We start from the raw sequence: 20,220 nt of genomic DNA, 5'->3' as shown, positions 1-20,220 counted from the left end.
GCGAACAGGGTCAGCGAGAGGAACGGTGCGTCAGATGACGCCCTGGGCCAGCATCGCGTCCGCGACGCGCTCGAAGCCCGCGATGTTCGCGCCCGTCACGTAGTCGCCGGGGGCGTCGTAACGGGCGGCCGTCTCGTGGGCGACGCGGTGGATCTCGCGCATGATGCCCGCCAGCTCGTCCTCCACGCGCTCCCGGGACCAGGCCGAGCGGCCCGCGTTCTGGGACATCTCCAGGGCGCTGACCGCCACACCGCCCGCGTTGGCGGCCTTGCCCGGGCCGAAGGCGACGCCCGCGGCCTGGAAGAGGTGGACCGCCTCCGGGGTGGTGGGCATGTTGGCGCCCTCGGAGACCGCCTTGACGCCGTTCGCGATGAGCGCGCGGGCGTCGTCGGCCCCCAGCTCGTTCTGGGTCGCCGACGGGAAGGCCACGTCCGCCGGGACCTCCCAGACGCGGCCGCCGGGCACGAAGCGGGCGGAGGAGCCGCGGCGGGCGGCGTACTCGCTGACGCGACCGCGCTCGACCTCCTTGATCTGGCGGAGCAGGGCGAGGTCGATGCCCTTGTCGTCCACCACGTAGCCCTGGGAGTCCGAGCAGGTCAGCGGGTTGGCGCCGAGCTGCTGGAGCTTCTCGATCGTGTAGAGGGCGACGTTGCCGGAGCCGGAGACCACGGCGGTGAGGCCGTCCAGGGAGACGCCCTTGACCGCCAGCATCTCGCTCGCGAACAGGACGCTGCCGTAGCCGGTGGCCTCGGGGCGGATCTCGGAGCCGCCCCAGCCCTGGCCCTTGCCGGTCAGGACGCCGGCCTCCCAGCGGTTGGTGATGCGGCGGTACTGGCCGAACAGGTAGCCGATCTCACGGCCGCCGACGCCGATGTCACCGGCCGGGACGTCGGTGTGCTCGCCGATGTGGCGGTAGAGCTCGGTCATGAAGGACTGGCAGAAGCGCATGACCTCGGCGTCGGACTTGCCGTGCGGGTCGAAGTCGCTGCCGCCCTTGCCGCCGCCGATGCCCAGACCGGTCAGCGCGTTCTTGAAGATCTGCTCGAAGCCGAGGAACTTCACCACGCCGATGTCCACCGACGGGTGGAAGCGCAGGCCGCCCTTGTACGGGCCGAGCGCGCTGTTGAACTCCACCCGGTAGCCGCGGTTCACGTGGACCCGGCCGCGGTCGTCCGTCCACGGCACCCGGAAGATGATCTGCCGCTCGGGCTCCACGAGCCGTTCGACGAGGCCGGCCTCGGCGTACTCGGGACGCGCGGCGAACACGGGCGCCAGGGTGTCCAGGACCTCGCGTACGGCCTGGTGGAACTCGGGCTGGGCGGGGTTGCGACGCTCGATGTCGGCCCTCAGTACATCCAGCCTCTGCTTCGGGTCGGTCACGTCTGATTCCTCTCCAGCGTCAGGGGCGGGCGTGCGGGCCCAGGCGGGAGGGTACCCGGACACCGGGTACCTGAGGAGGTGGCGTCTCGCCTACTGAGCCGGTACGAGCCGATGCCGAGCCGATACGAGCCGGTGCCGAGCCGGTGCCGAGCCGGTGCCGAGCCGAAGGGCGTCGTCGTCACGGTGCGTGGCGCGTTCACGACCGTAGGATCGTCAACGGCGCGCGTCAGCGGGGCACGAGGGGGACACCTGCATGGAAACGGCACGGTTCGCGGCACTGATCGCGGCGACGATCACCACGGGGCTGGTCAGCGGCCTCTTCTACGGGTTCACGGTGGCGGTGATGCCGGGTCTGCGGACCTCCGGCGACCGGACGGTGGTCGAGGCGATGCAGCGGATCAACGTGGCGATCCTCAACGGCTGGTTCCTGTTGGGCTATGTGGGTGCGCTGGTGTTCACCGGGCTCGCCCTGGCCCTGCAACTGGCGGGGGACGGAGGGGGAGGCGCGACGGCGCCGCTGGCGGGGGCGTTCGCCGCCTACCTGCTGGCGGTGGTGGTCACCGCCCGGGTGAACATCCCGCTGAACAACGCCCTGGCGCAGGCCGGACCGGTGGAGGACATCGCCGACCCGGCGGCCGTGCGGCGGGCGTTCGAGGGGCCGTGGGTGCGGGCGAACACGGGGCGCACGGTCCTGTGCGCGGCGGCGTTCGGGCTGCTGGTGTGGGCGCTGGCGCTGCACGGGCAGCCGTAGCAGGGGGTCAGCGCGGGGTGGCGCGGCCGTGCAGGAGGAGGGCGCGGGCGAGGGCGGCCAGGGCCGCGGTGCAGAGCAGGGTGCGCAGGATGTTCGTGGTGACCCAGGTGCCCTTGAACTTGCCGACCACCGCGAAGCCGGTCATCTTGGCCGCGTCGCCCGCGTCGGCGAGCTCGTTGTTCAGCGGGATGTTCACCGCGAACGTGATCACCAGGACGGCGAGGTAGGCGACGGCGGCCGCGCCCGCCCACACGGCGGGGCCACGTCGGCCCCTGCGGTACTCGACGAGGGCCGCGGCGGCGGTGGCGAGCAGCGCGAGGACGAAGACGGTGCCGAAGAGGCCGTTGCCGTCGATGGCGGCGTTGAAGTGCTGCATCGCGGTGACGTAGGTCCGGTCGTCGCCCGCGGCCAGGCCGGGCATCACCGAGACGTCGAAGGCGAAGAAGAGGCCCGCCATCAGGCCGATGAGGATGGTGGAGAGGGCGAGCAGGGGGCCGGCCGCCCTGTCGGCGCCGGCGGACTTCACCCCGCCGGCGGGGCCGGGGCCGTGTTCCGGGCCGGTGCCGTGTTCCGGGTTCGCGCCATGTTCCGGGTTCGCGCCATGTTCCGTGTTCGCGCCGTGTTCCGTGTTCGCGCCGTGTTCCGGGCTCATGGATACGTCCTCACTGGGGCAGGGTGGCTGGATACCGGCGGGCCCGTGCCCGCGCGCGTTGTGATCCTGGCATCCGTACGGCCCGCGTACCAGCGCTTCGCCCCGAAAACACCGGACGGGCCGGGGAGTTGTCCCCGGCCCGTCTCCTGGCGGATATCAGCCGCGGCGGCGCGGCACGGTGTCAGCCGTGGACGTGCAGCGGCTTGCCCGCGAGGGCCAGGTGGGCCTCGCCCAGGGCCTCGGTCTGGGTCGGGTGGGCGTGGATGAGGCTCGCCACCTCCGACGGCAGGGCCTGCCAGTTGAAGATGAGCTGGGCCTCGCCGATCTGCTCGCTCATGCGCGAGCCGATCATGTGCAGGCCGACGACCGGGCCGTCGACGACCTGGACGAGCTTGACGTCGCCCGCCGTCTTGAGGATCTTGCTCTTGCCGGTGCTGCCGGCGTTGAACTTGCTGACGACGACCTTGTCCTCGCCGTAGAGCTCCTTGGCCTTCGCCTCGGTGAGACCGACGGAGGCGATCTCCGGCTCGCAGTACGTGACGCGCGCGACGCCGTCGTAGTCGATCGGGGTCACGGGCAGGCCCGCGACGCGCTCGGCGACCAGGATGCCCTCGGCGAAGCCGACGTGGGCCAGCTGGAGGGTCGGGACCAGGTCGCCGACGGCGGAGACGGTGGGCAGGTTCGTGCGCAGCAGCTCGTCCACGACGACGTGGCCGCGCTCGACGGCGACGCCCGTCTCCTCGTAGCCGAGGCCGGCGGAGACCGGGCCGCGGCCGACGGCGACGAGCAGCAGCTCGGCCTCGATCTGCTTGCCGTTCTCCAGGGAGACCCGGACGCCCGACTCGGTGTACTCGACGCCGGAGAAGCGCGAACCCAGCTCGAACTTGATCTTCCGCTTGCGGAAGGCGCGCTCCAGGGACTTGGAGATGTCCACGTCCTCGGCCGGCACCAGGTGGGGCAGGCCCTCGACGACGGTGACGTCCACGCCGAAGGACTTCCAGGCGGAGGCGAACTCGACGCCGATGACCCCGCCGCCGAGGATGATCGCCGACTCGGGGATCCGGTCGAGGAACAGGGCGTGGTCGGAGGAGATGACCCGGTTGCCGTCGATGGCGAGGCCCGGCAGCGAGCGCGGCTGGGAGCCGGTGGCGAGGACGACGTGGCGGCCCTGGTAGCGGACGCCGCCGACCTCGACCTCGGTCGGGGAGACGAGGCGGCCCTCGCCCTCCACCAGGGTGAGGTTCTTGCGCGCCTTGAGGGTGCCCTGGAGGCCCTTGTAGAGGCCGGCGATGACGCCGTCCTTGTACGCGTGGACGCCGGCTATGTCGACGCCGCCGAAGGTGGCCTTGACGCCGTAGGACTCGCTGCGGCGCAGTTCGTCGGCGACCTCGCCGGCGTGCAGCAGGGCCTTGGTCGGGATGCAGCCGTTGTGCAGGCAGGTGCCGCCCAGCTTGCCCTTCTCGATGAGGACGACGTCCAGTCCGAGCTGGGTCGCGCGCAGAGCACAGGAGTAGCCCCCGCTACCGCCACCGAGGATGACCACGTCGTACACGCCGTCGGCGGAATTCTCCATTGCTGATGACACCTTTCAGTCTCCTAGCACATGACCAGCGCATGACCAGCCTTCCCGGCATGCTCTCATCTCCCGCCGCCCGCGCCCGTTTTGGGGGTGCGCTACGGGGTTCGGGGTCCAGTGCCTCTCAAGGGCGCGTCGAGGGTGTGTCCCGGCGCGCTCTCGGACGGCTCCGAGGTGGCTCCCGCTCCGCCGGAGAACCGCCCTGACCTGGGCTGTTCCTTGTTACCTTCCCCGTCGTTTCGATTGGTTCCATGGCACGGGGCGGGGTAAACAGTGCGCGGTCGGTTCTCTCAGGCGTGGTCGGACGTTCTCCGGGGAGGTGCGTTCCCGCGGGAGCGGCAGGCGTTCCTGGAGGAGGTGTTTTCGGCCGATGTCTTCCGTCCCCGGCCGGATTCCGGAGGCTGGGACGAGCGGTTCGCGCTGACGTACGAGCGGCTGCGGCAGGTCAACGACCGTGTGCGCGAGGGCGGTTCCGGCGTCCCCCTGGTCCAGGACCGCGAGCGGCTCTTCCCGCTCCTCGCCTGGTCGGCCGTGGCGGATCCGGCCCTCTTCTACGCGATGTTCCTGCACCACTGCATGACCACCGGAGCGGTCCTCGAGTTCGGGGCGGGCCGGGACGACCTGGCGGACGTGCTGACGGAGCTCGCGGCGACCGAGCGGGTCGGGGCCCTGCTGATGACGGAGCTGGGCCACGGCAACAGCAACGCCTCCGTGCGCACCGTCGCCGAGTACGACGCCGCCCGCGAGGAGTTCGTGCTGCGCACCCCGGAGCCGGCCGCGGTGAAGTTCCCGCCCGCCGTGGCCGCCGAGGGCGTGCCCCGGCTCGCGGTGGTCCTGGCCCAGCTGGTCGTGGACGGCGCCGAGTGCGGGGAGTTCTGCTTCCTGGTGCCGCTGCGCGACGCGGACGGGCCCCTGCCCGGCGTGGAGGTCCGGCCGCTGGCGCCGACGCCGGTGATGCCGCTGGACGCCGCGGCCGTCTCCTTCGACGGGGTGCGCGTCCCCTACCGGTTCTGGCTGCGTGACAACGCCGTGCTCACCGCCGACGGCGGCTTCACCGACCCCTTCGGCAGCCCGGCGATCCGGGCCCGCCGCACCCTGAGCCTGATCCGGTTCGCGTGGGAGGCCGCCGTCGTGGCCCTCGCGGCGACGGCCGGAGCGAGCGCGGCCGTCGCCGTGCGCCACGCCCACCGGCGGCGCACCGGCGGCCGGTTCGCCGCCGACCAGCCGGTGATCCGCTACCGCAACCAGCAGCGGGCCCTGTTCGGCGCGCTGTCCGGGGCGTACGTCGCCCAGCTGGTCGCCGCCGCGACCGCCACGGCCGAGGCCCCGGCGCTGACCCCGCGGTCGGTGCGCACCACCTTCCTGATGAAGGTGGTCACCGACCGGATCGCCGAGCGGGTCAGCGCCCGTGCCCGTACGGCGAGCGGCGCCCTCGGCTTCCTCTCCGCGAACCGGTTCCTCGACTACCAGGGGCTGGCGCACTCGCTCAACGCGGCCGCCGCCGACAACCAGATGCTGCTCCTGGACGGGGCGCAGGCGCTGCTGGCCGGCACCGCCTACACCCCGCCCGCCGACGAGGCGCCCGCCGCGGGCTCCCGCGACCTGCTGGACCCCGCCACGTGGGAGACGCTGGCCGCCGTCCGTGAACGGACCCTCCACCAGGAGCTGGCCGACGGGCTGCGCAAGGCCACCGAGGGCGGGCTGGCCCCCTTCGACGCCTGGAACGGCCTGTACGACCTGGCCGAGCGGCTGGCCGAGACGCACGCGGCCCGGCTGGTGCTGGGCACCGTGCGCGAGGCGGTGCGGGAGGTGGCCGAATCCGATCCCGTCAGCGGGCCGGAGGCGGCCGCGGTCCTGCGGGACCTGCTGGCGCTGCACGCGCTGGAACAGCTCGCCGAACACGACGGCTGGTACCTGGCCGAGGGGCTGCTGGACGCGGACGAGGTACGGGGCGTCCCCGCCCTCCTCGACCGGCTCTGCGCACGGCTGGAACCGCACGCCGAAGAGCTCGCGGACGCCCTCGGCGTCCCCTACGCGCTGGTCGGGGCGCCGATCGCGGGCGAGGACTACGTGGGCGAGCTGACCGGCACCGCCTGAGCGCGGGGCGCGGCCTGATTCAGCCGCTCTTGAGTCCGCCTCCACCCGCGGTGCGCAGCATCTCCCCCGCACGACCTCGCGCACTACGGATGGGTGAAAAGAAGACGATGGCTGAGATGGCTGAGCACACGCCCGGTTCCCTCCCGAACGGCGGTGCGGTACCCGCCGACAGCCGGATCGCGGTCATCGGCCTCTCCTGCCGTCTGCCACAGGCCCCGGACCCCGAGGCCCTGTGGCGGCTGCTCGGGGACGGGACCGACGCCGTCACCCCCGTCCCCGCGGACCGCCTGGACCCCGCCGTCTTCTACGACCCGGACCCCGCCGCGCCCGGCCGCACCAACAGCCGCTGGGGCGGCCACCTCGACCGCGTGGACGCCTTCGACCCGGCGTTCTTCGGGATCTCCCCGCGCGAGGCCGCCGCCATGGACCCGCAGCAGCGCCTCGTCCTGGAGCTGGCCTGGGAGGCCCTGGAGCACGCCGGGATCGTTCCGTCGGCGCTGCGCGGGGAGCACGCCGGGGTGTTCGTCGGCGCCATGTGGGACGACTACGCCACCCTCTCCCACCGGCTCGGCCCGGAGTCGATCGGCCGGCACACCATCACCGGCCTGCACCGCAGCGTCCTCGCCAACCGGCTGTCGTACCTGCTGGGGCTGCGCGGCCCTAGCCTGACCGTGGACACCGGCCAGTCCTCCTCGCTCGTCGCCGTGCACCTGGCCTGCGAGAGCCTGCGCACCGGCGAGTCGAGCGTGGCCCTCGTCGGCGGGGTCAACCTGGCGCTCGCCCCGGAGAGCACCGTCACGGCGGCCAAGTTCGGCGGACTGTCCCCCGACGGCCGCTGCTTCACCTTCGACGCCCGCGCCAACGGGTTCGTCCGCGGCGAGGGCGGCGGCGTCGTCGTCCTCAAGCCCCTCGCGCGGGCGCTGGCCGACGGCGATCGGGTGCTCGGCGTCATCGCGGGCAGCGCCGTCAACAACGACGGCGGGGGCGAGGGCCTGACCGCGCCCAGCCGCGAGGGCCAGGAGGACGTGCTCCGCCGCGCCTACGAGCGGGCCGGCGTCGACCCGCTCGCGGTCCAGTACGTGGAGCTGCACGGCACGGGGACGGCGGTCGGGGACCCGGTGGAGGCGGCCGCGCTGGGCGCGGTCCTCGGGGCCGGCCGGCCGGCCGGGCGGCCGCTGCTCGTCGGCTCGGTGAAGACGAACATCGGGCACCTGGAGGGCGCCGCCGGTATCGCGGGCCTGCTCAAGACCCTGCTGAGCCTGGGCCGGCGCACGCTGCCGCCGAGCCTGCACTTCGAGACGCCGAACCCGGACATCCCGCTGGAGGAGCTGCGGCTGGAGGTGGTGACCGGGCTGCGGCCGTGGGCGGAGCCGGACCGGCCGCTCGTGGCCGGCGTCAGCTCGTTCGGGATGGGCGGGACGAACTGCCACGTGGTGCTGGAGGAGGCCCCGCGCGAGGTCCCGGCGGCCGCGCCGGAGGCACCGGCCGCGCACCCGCTCCCGTACACGGTCTCCGGCACCACGCCGGAGGCGCTGCGCGCGCAGGCGCTGCGGCTGCGCGACTGGCTGGACGGGGACGCGGCGGCCGCCGCCGGGCCGGCCGGGCTGAGCCGGGCCCTGGCCGGCACCCGTACGGCCTTCGAACACCGGGCGGTGGTCGTCGCCGCCGACCGCGAGGAGCTGGCCCGGGGGCTGGACGCGCTGGCCCGGGACCAGCGGGCGGCGGGCCTGGTGCGGGGCCGCGCGGGGCGGGGGGCGGGGGGCCTGGCCGTGCTGTTCGCCGGGCAGGGCAGCCAGCGGCTCGGCATGGGCCGGGGGCTGTACGAGGCGTTCCCCGTCTTCGCGCAGGCCTTCGACGCGGTGTGCGCGGAGCTGGGCGGCGGGCTGAGGGAGGTGGTCTTCGGGGAGGACGCCGAGGCCCTGAACCGGACCGGGACCGCGCAGCCGGCGCTGTTCGCCGTCGAGGTGGCCCTGTACCGGCTGGTGGAGTCCTGGGGTGTGGTCCCGGAGTTCGTCGGCGGGCACTCGGTGGGCGAGATCGCCGCCGCGCACGTCGCCGGGGTGCTGTCGCTGAAGGACGCGGCCGTACTGGTCGGCGCGCGGGGCCGGCTGATGGAGGCCCTGCCCGAGGGCGGGGTCATGGTCTCCGTCCAGGCGGCCGAGGAGCGGGTGACGCCGCTGCTGGTGCCGGGGACGGCGATCGCCGCCGTCAACGGGCCGGAGGCCGTCGTCGTCTCGGGGGCCCGGGAGGCGGTCTCCGGGGTGATCGGGCGGCTGGCCGAGCTGGACGTGAAGTCCAAGGCGCTGCGGGTCAGTCACGCCTTCCACTCCCCGCTGATGGACCCGATGCTGGACGAGTTCCGCGCCGCCGTCGCGGGCCTGGACTTCCGCCGGCCCGCCATCCCCTTCGTCTCCGCCCTGACCGGCGGCCTCGTCACGGACGAGGTCGCGCACCCGGACTACTGGGTCAGCCACGTCCGCGAAGCCGTCCGCTTCCACGACGCCGTCCGGACGCTGGAGTCCGAAGGCGCCACCGCCTTCCTGGAGTTGGGGCCCGACGGCGTACTGACCGCCATGGCCCGCGCCTGCCTCGCCGACGAGGCCGCCGCCGTCCTGGTGCCCGCCCTGCGGCGCCAGGGCGACGAGGCGCGGGCGCTGCTCACGGCGACCGCGGGCCTGTACGCCCACGGCGCCCTCGCCGCACTCCCGCTCGGCGTCCCCGCCGGCCCGGCCGCCCGCGACCTGCCGACGTACGCCTTCCAGCGCGAACGCCACTGGCTCAACGCCACCCCGAACGGACCCGCCCCGGGCCCGGCTCCGGCCCCGGCTCCGGCCCCGGCTGCGGCCCAGGCTCCGGCTGCGGCCCAGGCCCAGGCCCAGGCCCAGGCCCAGGCTGCGGCCCAGGCACCGGCACCGGCACCGACCTCGGCTGCGGCTGCGGCTGCGGCTGCGGCCCAGGCACCGGCCCGGACCCCGGTCGCCGGTGAGGGCCGGGAGGCCGCCGCCCAAGCCCAAGGCCACACGGGGAAGCCGGCCCAGGACCAGGCCCGGACGCCGGCTTCGGGTCCGGGCCGGACCCCGGCCCCGACGGCGGCGGAGGGCGCCGGTGCGGCTGCGGAGGGCGCCGGTGCGGCTGCGGAGGGCGCCCGCCGGGCCGCGGCACCCGATGCCGACGAGGCCGCCGCAGGGACGGCGGCGGCGCCCGGGCATCCGCTGCGCGAGCGGCTGGCTCCCCTTGCCCACGCCGACCGGGTGCGCGAGCTCACCGACCTGGTCCGTGCGCACGCGGCCGCGCTGCTGGAGTACGCGGGCCCGCACCGGATCGACCCCGCGCACAGCTTCAAGTCCCTGGGGCTGGACTCCCTGACCGCCGTCGAGCTGCGCGGCTCCCTCGCGTCGGCGACCGGGCTGCCCCTGCCCGCGACGCTCCTCTTCGACCACCCGACCTCGGCCGCCGTCGGCCACCACCTCGCGGACGAGCTGTTCGCCCCCGCCGCGGAGACCGCCCCGGCCCCGGCGCCCGGGACCGCCGCCGGCCCGGAGGACGACGACCCGGTCGTGATCGTCGGGATGGCCTGCCGCCTGCCCGGCGGCGTCAACTCCCCCGAGGACCTGTGGAACCTGGTCTCCGAGGGCACGGACGCCATCTCCGGCTTCCCCGCCGACCGCGGCTGGGACCTGGAGGGCCTTTACGACGAGGACCCGGCGAACCCCGGCACCACGTACACCCGTTCGGGCGGCTTCCTCTACGACGCCACCCGCTTCGACGCCGCCGCCTTCGGCATCTCCCCCCGCGAGGCCGCCGCGATGGAGCCCCAGCAGCGGCTGCTGCTGGAGGTCTCCTGGGAGGCCCTGGAGCGGGCCGGGATCGACGTGTCCACCCTGCGCGGCAGCAACACCGGCGTCTACGTGGGGGCGACGGCGCAGGAGTACGGGTCCCGGCTGCACGAGGTGTCGGACGGCTCCGAGGGCTACGCCCTGACCGGCGGCACCCCGAGCGTGGCCTCGGGCCGCATCTCCTACACGTACGGCTTCGAGGGCGCGGCCCTCACCGTCGACACCGCCTGCTCCTCCTCGCTGGTCGCGCTGCACCTGGCGGCGCAGGCGGTGCGGCGCGGCGAGGTGTCGATGGCCCTGGCGGGCGGGGCGACGGTGCTGTCCACGCCGGGCATGTTCGTGGAGTTCAGCCGGCAGCGCGGGCTGTCGGCGGACGGCCGCTGCAAGGCGTTCGCGGCGGCCGCCGACGGCACCGGCTGGGCCGAGGGCGTCGGCCTGGTGGTGCTGGAGCGGCTGTCGGACGCGGTGGCGAACGGACACCCGGTGCTGGCCGTGGTCCGCGGCTCGGCCGTGAACCAGGACGGCGCCAGCAACGGCCTCACCGCCCCCAACGGCCCCTCCCAGCAGCGCGTCATCCGCCGGGCCCTGGCCGACGCGGGCCTGAGCGCCGCCGAGGTCGACGCCGTCGAGGCGCACGGCACGGGGACGAAGCTGGGGGACCCGATCGAGGCGCAGGCGCTGCTCGCCACGTACGGGCAGGGCCGCGAGGGCGGTGAGCCGCTGTGGCTGGGCTCCCTCAAGTCGAACATCGGGCACGCGCAGGCGGCGGCCGGCGTGGCCGGTGTGATCAAGATGGTGGAGGCGCTGCGGCACGGGGTGCTCCCCAAGACCCTGCACGTGGACGAGCCGACCCCGCACGTGGACTGGTCGGCGGGCGGCGTGGAGCTGCTGACCGAGGCCGTCGCCTGGCCCGGGACCGGTGCCGCGCGCCGCGCGGCGGTGTCCTCGTTCGGCATCAGCGGGACCAACGCGCACCTGATCCTGGAGCAGGCCCCCGAAGCCCCCGAGACGCCCGAGACGCCCGGGGCCCCCGGGGCTCCCGTCGCCGGCGTCCCCGCGCCCCCGGCCGTGGCGTGGCCGGTGTCGGCGCACGGCGGTGAGGCGCTGCGGGCGCAGGCGGCCCGGCTGCACGCCCATGTGGAGGCCGCTCCCGGGCTGGGTCTCGCCGAGGTCGGGGCCTCGCTGGTGTTCTCGCGCGCCGCGCTGGAGCACCGGGCCGTGGTGGTCGGCGCGGACCGGGCGGAGCTGCTGGAGGCCCTGGACGCGCTGGCCCGGGGCGAGGCCGACGCGCGGGTGGTGACCGGTCGTGCCACGGCCGGGCGGCGGACGGTGTTCGTGTTCCCGGGGCAGGGCTCGCAGTGGCTGGGCATGGCCGCGCGGCTGATGGACGAGTCGCCGGTGTTCGCCGCCCGGATCGCCGAGTGCGGGAAGGCGCTCGCCCCGCACACCGACTGGTCCCTGACGGAGGTCCTGCGGGACACCGAGGGGGCCTGGCTGGAGCGGGTGGACGTGGTCCAGCCCGTGCTGTTCGCCGTGATGGTCTCCCTCGCGGCCCTGTGGCGGGCGCACGGGGTGCACCCGGACGCGGTGGTCGGCCACTCCCAGGGCGAGATCGCCGCCGCCTGCGTGGCGGGCGCGCTCTCCCTGGAGGACGCCGCCCTGGTCGTGGCCCTGCGCAGCCGGGCGCTCGGCGCCCTCGCCGGGCGCGGCGGGATGGTATTCCTGCCGCTGCCCGTCGACGGGGCCCGGTCGCTGGTCGCGCGGTGGGACGGGCGGATCGGCGTGGCCGCCGTCAACGGGCCCCTGTCGACGGTGGTCTCGGGTGACTCGGCGGCCCTGGACGAGCTGATGGAGCGGGCGGAGCGGGACGGGATCCGGGCGCGCCGGGTCCCCGTCGACTACGCCTCGCACTCCCACCACGTGGAGGAGATCCGGGAGGAACTGGCCCGGCTGCTGGCCCCCGTGACCCCTCGGGCCTCGGAGATCCCCTTCTGCTCCACCGTCACCGGAGAGCCCATCGACACCACCCGCCTCACGGGCGAGTACTGGTACGAGAACCTGCGCGGCACCGTGCGCTTCGAGGAGGCCACCCGGCTGCTGCTGGGCACCGGCCACGACGTGTTCGTCGAGGTCAGCCCGCATCCGGTGATCACCACCGGGATCCAGGAGACCGTCGAGTCCGCGGGCGCGGGCGGCGACGGGCCGGACGCCCTGGTGCTGGGGACGCTGCGCCGGGGCGAGGGCGGCACCGGCCGGTTCCTGCTCTCGCTCGCCGAGGCGCAGACCGGCGGGGTCGCGGTGGACTGGAGCCCGCTGTTCGGCGGGGCGCGCCGGGTGGAGCTGCCCACGTACGCCTTCCAGCGCGAGCGGTTCTGGCCCGAGGCGGCGCCCGCCGCCCGGGGCACCGGGTCCGCCGACCCGCGCGAGGCGGAGCTGTGGGCCGCGGTGGAGCGCGGCGACGGCTCGGCCCTGGGCGAGGCGCTGGGCGCCGACGCGGCCCGGGTGGAGGAGCTGCTGCCGCTGCTGTCGGCGTGGCGGGAGGCGGGGCGCGAGCGGTCCGCGGCGGACGGCCGCCGCTACGGGGTGGCCTGGCGTCCGGTGCGGGACACGGCCCGGCCGGCGCTGCGGGGGACCTGGCTGCTGGCGGTGCCGGACGGGGGCGCCGCGGAGGCGGACGTCACCCGGGTGCGGGAGGAACTGCTGGGCCGGGGCGCCGAGGTGTCCCTGCTGCCCGTCGGCCCGGACGCGGACCCGGAGGAGCTGGCCGGGGCGCTCGGGGAGCCGGGGCGGCCGGAGGGGGTGCTGTCCCTGCTGGGGCTGGCGTCCGGGAGCCACCCGGAGCACCCGGAGGTGCCGGCCGCGCTGGCGGGCACCCTGGCGCTGGTGCGGGCGCTCGGGCGGGCCGGGGTGGATGCTCCGCTGTGGGTGGCGACCCGCTCGGCGGTGGCCACCGCCGCCGGGGATCCGGCGCCGGACGCGGAGCAGGCGCAGCTGTGGGGGTTCGGTGCGGTCGTCGGGCTGGAACACCCGGACCGCTGGGGCGGGTTGGTCGACCTGCCGGAGGAGCTCGACGGGCCGGCGCTGCGCCGGCTGAGCGGTGTACTGGCCGCCGGGGAGGGTGAGGACCAGGTCGCGGTGCGGGCCTCGGGGGTCCTCGGCCGCCGCCTGGTGCGTACGGCGGGCGGCGACGGCGGCTCCTGGAAGCCGCGCGGCACGGTCCTGGTCACCGGCGGCACCGGCGCCCTGGGCGCCCGCTTCGCCCGCTGGCTCGCCGCGAACGGCGCCGGCCGGCTCCTGCTGACCAGCCGCCGCGGGCCCGGCGCCCCCGGCGCCGCCGAACTTCTCGCCGAACTCGCCGGACTCGGCGTCCCCGCCACCGTCCACGCCTGCGACGCCGCCGACCGGGCGGCCCTGGAGGCCGTGCTGGCGACGGTCCCGGCCGACGAGCCGCTGACCGCCGTCCTGCACACCGCGGGCGCCCTCGGCGACGCGGTGATCGAGTCGCTGACCCCGGCCGGGCTGGCCGGCGTACTGCGGCCGAAGGTGACGGCCGCGCTGCACCTGCACGAGCTGACCAAGGACCTGGAGCTGGACGCGTTCGTCCTGTTCTCCTCCGTCATGGGCGTCGTCGGCAACGGCGGCCAGGCCGCCTACGCGGCCGCCAACGCCTCCCTCGACGCCCTCGCCGGGCTGCGCCGCGCCCAGGGCCTGCCCGCCACCTCGGTGGCCTGGGGCGTGTGGGACGGCGGCGGGATGGCCGGCGCGGCCGGGGAGCACACCCGGCGCGCCGGGTTCCCGGGCATGCCCGCCGAGCAGGCGGTGCGCGCGCTGGCCCCGGCGGTCGCCGGGGCGCAGGCCGCGCCCGTGATCGCCGACATCGACTGGGAGGTCTTCACCCCCCGCTACGCGGCGACCCGGCCGAGCCCGCTGCTCGCCGAGATCGCGGAGGCCCGTACGGCGCTGGCCGGCGCCCGGAGCGCGGCGGCGGACGACCGGCCGGAACTGGCGTCGAGCCTGGCCGGGCTGACGGCCGCCGAGCAGCACCGGGCCGTGCTGGACCTGGTGCGCGCGCAGGCCGCCGTCGTCCTCGGGCACGCCTCGGCGGAGGCGGTCGCACCCGGGCGGGCGTTCAAGGAGGCGGGCTTCGACTCCCTGACGGTCGTCCAGATGCGCAACCGCCTCGCCGCCGCCACCGGTCTGCGGCTGCCGACCACGTTGCTGTTCGACAACCCGACGCCGAACGCCCTCGCCGCGTTCCTGCGCACCCTGCTGGTGGACGACGCGCAGGAGCGGCCCGCCGGGGAGGCGGCCCCCGGGGTCGCGGCGGCTTCGCGGCACGACGACGACCCGATCGCGATCGTCGGCATCGGCTGCCGCTTCCCGGGCGGGGTGAGCACCCCGGAGGAGTTCTGGGAGCTGCTGGCGGGCGAGCGGGACGCGGTGTCCGTCCTGCCCGAGGACCGCGGCTGGGACCTGGAGGACCTGTACGACCCGGACCCGGAGGCGGCGGGCAAGAGCTACTCCCGCGAGGGCGGGTTCCTGTACGACGCCGCCGACTTCGACCCGGCGTTCTTCGGGATCTCCCCGCGCGAGGCACAGGCCATGGACCCGCAGCAGCGGGTGCTGCTCCAGGTGTCGTACGAGGCGCTGGAGCGGGCGGGCATCGACCCGTCGACCCTGCACGGCAGCCCCACGGGCGTGTTCGCCGGCATGTGCTACCAGGACTACGGCTCCCGGCTGCACGAGGCGCCGGAGGGCTTCGAGGGCTACCTGGTGACGGGCAAGCACTCCAGTGTGGTGTCGGGCCGGATCAGCTACGTGCTGGGCCTGGAGGGCCCCTCGTACACGGTGGACACGGCCTGCTCGTCCTCCCTGGTGACCGTGCACATGGCGGCGCAGGCCCTGCGGGACGGCGAGTGCCGGCTGGCGCTGGCGGGCGGGGTCACGATCATGGCGGCGCCGGGCATGTTCATCGAGTTCAGCCGGCAGCGCGGGCTGGCGCCCGACAGCCGCTGCAAGCCGTTCTCGGACGCGGCCGACGGCATCGGCTGGGGCGAGGGCGCCGGCATGGTGGTGCTGGAGCGGCTTTCCGACGCGGAGGCCAACGGGCACAAGGTGCTGGCCGTGATCCGGGGTTCGGCGGTGAACCAGGACGGCGCGAGCAACGGGCTGGCGGCGCCCAGCGGTCCCGCGCAGCAGCGGGTGATCCGGCAGGCCCTCGCCAACGCGGGCCTGGACGCCTCGGACGTGGACATGGTCGAGGCGCACGGCACGGGCACGCGGCTGGGCGACCCGATCGAGGCGCAGGCGCTGCTGGCCACGTACGGGCAGGGCCGTGACGCTGACCGCCCGCTGTGGGTGGGCTCGCTGAAGTCGAACATCGCGCACCCGCAGGCCGCGGCCGGCGTGGCCGGGGTGATCAAGACGGTGCTGGCGATGGAACACGGGCTGCTGCCCGCGATCCTGCACCACGACGCGCCTTCCTCCCACGTGGACTGGTCCTCGGGCGCGGTCCGGCCGCTGGCGCGGACCATCGCCTGGCCGGAGGGTCCGGGCCCGCGCCGGGCCGGGGTGTCGGCCTTCGGCATCAGCGGCACCAACGCGCACGCCGTCCTGGAGCAGTACGTCCCCGCCGGCGGGTCCCGGCCCGCCGCGGGCGGCGAGGGGGTGCCGTGGCTGCTGTACGGGCGCTCCGAGGCGGCCCTGCGCGAGCAGGCGGCCCGGCTGTCGGCGCACCTCGACGCGCACCCGGGGCAGCCGGCGGCCCAGGTGGCGCACGCGCTGGCCACGGCGCGCACCGCGTTCGAGCACCGGGCGGCGGTCACGGCCGCGGACCCGGAGGGGATCCGGGGCGCGCTGGCGGCCCTGGCCGCGGGCGAGGAGGACGCGCCGGGGCTGCTGCGGGGTCAGGCCGCCGACGGCGGCACCGTGTTCGTCTTCCCCGGGCAGGGCGCGCAGTGGGCGGGCATGGCCGCGCGGCTGCTGGAGGAGTCGCCGGTGTTCGCCGCCCGGATCGCGGAGTGCGAGGAGGCCCTGGGCGCCTTCACCGACTGGTCTCTGACCGCGGTGCTGCGCGGGGCCGAGGGGGCGCCGCCGCTGGAGCGGGTGGACGTGGTCCAGCCCGTGCTGTTCGCCGTGATGGTCTCCCTGGCCGCGCTGTGGCGCTCCCACGGCGTCCACCCGGACGCGGTGGTCGGCCACTCCCAGGGCGAGATCGCCGCCGCCTGCGTGGCGGGCGCGCTCTCCCTGGAGGACGCCGCCCGGGTGGTGGCCCTGCGCAGCCGGGCCCTGGGGGCGATCGCCGGGCGCGGGGGGATGGTGTCGGTGTCCCGGCCGGCCGCCGAGGTGGCCGCGCTGATCGCGGACCGCGCCGACGTCCTGGCGGTGGCCACGGTCAACGGCCCGGCGTCCACGGTCGTCGCGGGTGAGACCACGGCCCTGGAGGAGCTGCTGACGGCGTGCGAACGCGACGGCGTGCGGGCCCGCCGCATCCCCGTCGACTACGCCTCCCACTCCCCCTACGTGGAGGAGATCCGCGCGGAACTCGCCGCGCTGCTCGCCCCGGTCACCGCGAAGGCGGCCGACATCCCGTTCTACTCGACGGTCACCGGCGAACCGGTCGACACCACCCGGCTGACCGGCGACTACTGGTACGAGAACCTGCGCGGCACCGTGCAGTTCGAACGGGCCACCCGGCTGCTGCTGGAGCACGGCCACCGGTTCTTCGTCGAGGTCAGCCCGCACCCGGTGCTGGTCTCCGGGGTGCAGGACACCGCCGCCGACGCGGGCGCCCCCGTCGTCGCGGTGGGCTCGTTGCGCCGGGGCGAGGGCGGCCGGGCCCGGCTGCTGGCCTCCCTGGCCGAACTCCACGTGCAGGGCGGCACCGTGGACCGGGCGAGCCTGTTCCCGGCCGGCCCCGGCGGGGCGGCGCACGCCGGGCTGCCGACGTACCCGTTCCAGCGGCAGCGGCTGTGGCTCGACACCTCCCGCGGCGGCTCCCCCGCCGAGGCGGCCGCCGCGCTGGGCCTGGCCCCGGCCGGGCACCCGCTGCTGGGCGCGCTCGGTGCCCTGCCGGACTCGGGCGGACTGGCCCTGACCGGCCGGCTGTCCACGCGTACCCACGGCTGGCTCGCCGACCACGGGGTCTCGGGGACGCTGCTGCTGCCGGGGACGGCCTTCGTGGAGCTGGCGCTGCACGCCGGCGAGCGGGCGGGCTGCCCGGCCGTGGAGGAACTCACCCTGGAGAACCCGCTGCTGCTGCCCGAGCAGGGCTCCGTGGAGCTGCACCTGGCGGTCGGCGCCCCGGACGGGGACGGCCGGCGCACCCTCGCGGTGTACTCGCGCCTCGGCGCGGACGCCGACGGGCCGTGGCTGCGGCACGCCACCGGCGTCCTGACCCCGGAGGCGGACGGCGGCGAAGCCCCCGACACCGGCTGGTTGCCGGACGGCGCCGAGCCGGTGGACCTCGACGCCCTGTACGGGGCCTTCGACGGGGCCGGCTACCAGTACGGCCCCGCCTTCCGCGGGCTGCGCGCCGCCTGGCGCAGCGGCGAGGAGGTCTTCGCCGAGGTGGAGCTGCCGGCGGAACTGCCCGGCGGTGCGGGCGCGTTCGGCCTGCACCCGGCGCTGTTCGACGCGGCCCTGCACGGCACGTTCCTCCAGGGCGGGGGCCGCCGCCGGCTGCCCTTCGCCTGGACGGGCGTACGGCTGGCCCGTACCGGGGCGGGCGCCGTCCGGGCCCGGCTGACCCCGGCCGGGCAGGACGGGGTCAAGGTGACCCTCACCGACCGGGACGGGCGGCTCGTCGTCTCCGTGGACAGCCTGGTCCTGCGCGAGGTGACGGACGCCCAGCTGCGCGACGACCGCACCGCCGACCCGCTGTACCGGCTGGACTGGAGCCCGTCCGGTCCCGCGCAGGCGGAACCCGGCACGGCCTGGGCGCTGCTCGGGGACGAGGACACCGCCGGGGCCCTGGCGCAGGCGGTCGCCGCCGCCGGCGCCGCCCGGCCCGCCCGGTACTCCGGCCTGCCCGCCCTGCGGGACGCGCTCGGCGCGGGCGCGCCCGTACCGGACGCGGTGCTGCTGCCGCTGCCTCCCCTGGCCGGCCCGGTCACGGCGGACGCCGTACGGGCGGCGGTCCGCACGGCCCTCGGCCTGCTCCAGGACTGGCTGGCGGACGAACGGCTGGCCGGGGCCCGGCTGGTGGTCGTCACCGAAGGAGCCGTGGCGGCCGGCGCGGACGAGCCCGTACGGGACCTCGTGCACGCCCCGGTGTGGGGGCTGCTGCGCTCCGCGCAGACCGAGAACCCGGGCCGGATCGTCCTCGTGGACACCGCCGGGGCCTCCCCCGGCGCCCTGTCCGCCGCCCTGTCGGCGGCGGCCGGCGGGGACGAGCCGCAGCTCGCGGTGCGCGGGGACGCGGTGCGCGCCGCCCGTCTGGCCCGCCTCGACGGCCCGGCCGGCGGACGCGAGAGCGCCGGCTACGGCCCCGAGGGCACCGTCCTGATCACCGGCGGCACCGGCACCCTCGGCCGGCTCGTCGCCCGCCACCTGGTGGCCTCGTACGGGGTGCGGCACCTGCTGCTGACCACCCGGTCGGGCCCGGACGCGCCCGGCGCCCGCGAACTGGTCGACGAGCTCGCCGGGTCGGGGGCCACGGCCACCGTCGTCGCCTGCGACACCGCCGACCGGGCCGCGCTGGCCTCCGTGCTGGCCTCCGTACCGGCGGCGCAGCCGCTGACGGCGGTGATCCATGCCGCCGGGGTCCTCGACGACGGGGTGCTGACCTCCCTCACCGGGGAGCGGGCGGACGCCGTGCTGCGCCCGAAGGTGGACGCGGCACTGCACCTGCACGAGCTCACCCGCGACCTGGACCTGGCGGAGTTCGTCCTGTTCTCCGGGGCCGCCGGCACCTTCGGCACCTCCGGGCAGGCGCACTACGCGGCGGCGAACGTCTTCCTCGACGCGCTCGCCGCGCACCGGCGGGCGTCCGGCCTGCCGGGCACGTCCGTGGCCTGGGGATTCTGGGCGGAGCGCAGCGCGATGACCGGGCACCTGGACGAGACGGCCGTGCGCCGGCTCGGCCGGGCGGGCATCGCCGAGATGTCCTCCGCGCAGGGCCTGGCCTTCTTCGACGCCGCCCACGGCACCGGGGAGTCCCTGGTGCTGGCGCTGCGACTCGAGACCGCGGCCCTGCGGGAGCGGGCGGCGGCCGGCACCCTGCCGGCGCTGCTGCGCGGCCTGGTGCGCGTCCCGGCCCGCCGGGCGGCGGCCGACGGGGCGGGGCTCGGCGCGGCCGGGTCCGGCGGGGCCGCGCCGGAGGCGGCCGGTCCCGCGCTGGCCGACCGGCTGGCGGGCCTCCCGGAGGCCGAGCGGACGGAGCGGCTGGTGGAGCTGGTCGTCGGGCAGGTCGCCGCGGTGCTCGGGCACGCCTCGGCGGCGCAGATCGAACCGGAACAGGCCTTCAAGGCCCTCGGGTTCGACTCGCTGAGCGCGGTGGAGCTCCGCAACCGAATGAATCGAGCCACGGGGCTGCGGCTGTCGGCGACCCTCGCCTTCGACCACCCGACGCCGCTGGCGCTCGCCGCGCACCTGGGCCAGGAGCTGGCCCGCAGCAGGCGGCCGTCCGCCGACCGGGTGCTGGCCGGCCTCGGCCTGGCCGACGACCTGCTGTCCTCCGTTTCCGGTACGGACGGGGACCGGTCGCGCATCGTGGCCCGGCTTCGGGAGCTGGCGGCGAAGTACGCCGGATCCGGAGCGGATCCCACGGCGGTCTCGACGGCTTCCTTCTCGATCCTCTCGGCCGATTCAAGTGAGAATCCAGACACCCCGGTGAGCATCGAATCCGCCAGCGACGACGAGCTGTTCGCCCTGATCGACAGCGACGTGTAGCCGGCCCGGACGACGGCTACTACAGGAACGGGGATCG

Annotated in this window: 6 protein-coding genes; 3 read left to right on the top strand and 3 right to left on the bottom strand. The window is 76.0% G+C overall.

All coding sequences use genetic code 11. The annotated features are described in order from the left end of the window. Positions 1–30: 30 nt before the first annotated feature. The gene (gene gdhA, locus BX286_RS34605; RefSeq protein ID WP_079432323.1) at positions 31–1,380 is read right to left on the bottom strand and encodes an NADP-specific glutamate dehydrogenase; all 1,350 of its coding nucleotides are present in this window, start codon (positions 1,378–1,380) and stop codon (positions 31–33) included. 253 nt (positions 1,381–1,633) lie between these two features. On the opposite strand from gdhA, the gene BX286_RS34600 reads away from it, so the two are divergent. Next, positions 1,634–2,131, top strand: a complete 498-nt coding sequence (locus BX286_RS34600) for a DUF1772 domain-containing protein (RefSeq protein WP_079432324.1) — start codon at positions 1,634–1,636, stop codon at positions 2,129–2,131. A 7-nt stretch (positions 2,132–2,138) separates the two neighbouring features. Here BX286_RS34600 and BX286_RS34595 read toward each other — a convergent pair whose 3' ends face one another. Then, on the bottom strand, positions 2,139–2,783 hold the full coding sequence (locus BX286_RS34595; RefSeq protein ID WP_121017840.1) for an anthrone oxygenase family protein: 645 nt from the start codon (positions 2,781–2,783) through the stop codon (positions 2,139–2,141). Between the two features lie 181 nt (positions 2,784–2,964). After that, positions 2,965–4,356 carry a dihydrolipoyl dehydrogenase gene (lpdA, locus tag BX286_RS34590; protein ID WP_079432326.1) on the bottom strand — a complete coding sequence of 464 codons (1,392 nt, stop codon included), beginning with the start codon at positions 4,354–4,356 and terminating at the stop codon, positions 2,965–2,967. Between the two features lie 360 nt (positions 4,357–4,716). Here lpdA and BX286_RS34585 point away from each other — a divergent pair, with 360 nt between their 5' ends. Together BX286_RS34585 and BX286_RS37955 are read left to right on the top strand one after the other, a co-directional pair. After that, the gene (locus BX286_RS34585) at positions 4,717–6,456 is read left to right on the top strand and encodes an acyl-CoA dehydrogenase (protein WP_121017839.1); all 1,740 of its coding nucleotides are present in this window, start codon (positions 4,717–4,719) and stop codon (positions 6,454–6,456) included. Between the two features lie 116 nt (positions 6,457–6,572). Beyond that, a complete protein-coding gene (locus BX286_RS37955) occupies positions 6,573–20,183 on the top strand; it encodes a type I polyketide synthase (protein ID WP_315974789.1) in 13,611 nt (4,536 codons plus the stop codon). Positions 20,184–20,220: the final 37 nt, after the last annotated feature.

The organism is Streptomyces sp. 3211.6, assembly GCF_003634815.1.
Taxonomy (GTDB): Bacteria; Actinomycetota; Actinomycetes; order Streptomycetales; family Streptomycetaceae; genus Streptomyces; species Streptomyces katrae_A.
The sequence above is the reverse complement of the archived record's forward strand: the minus strand, read 5'-3'. Positions and strand labels throughout refer to the sequence as shown.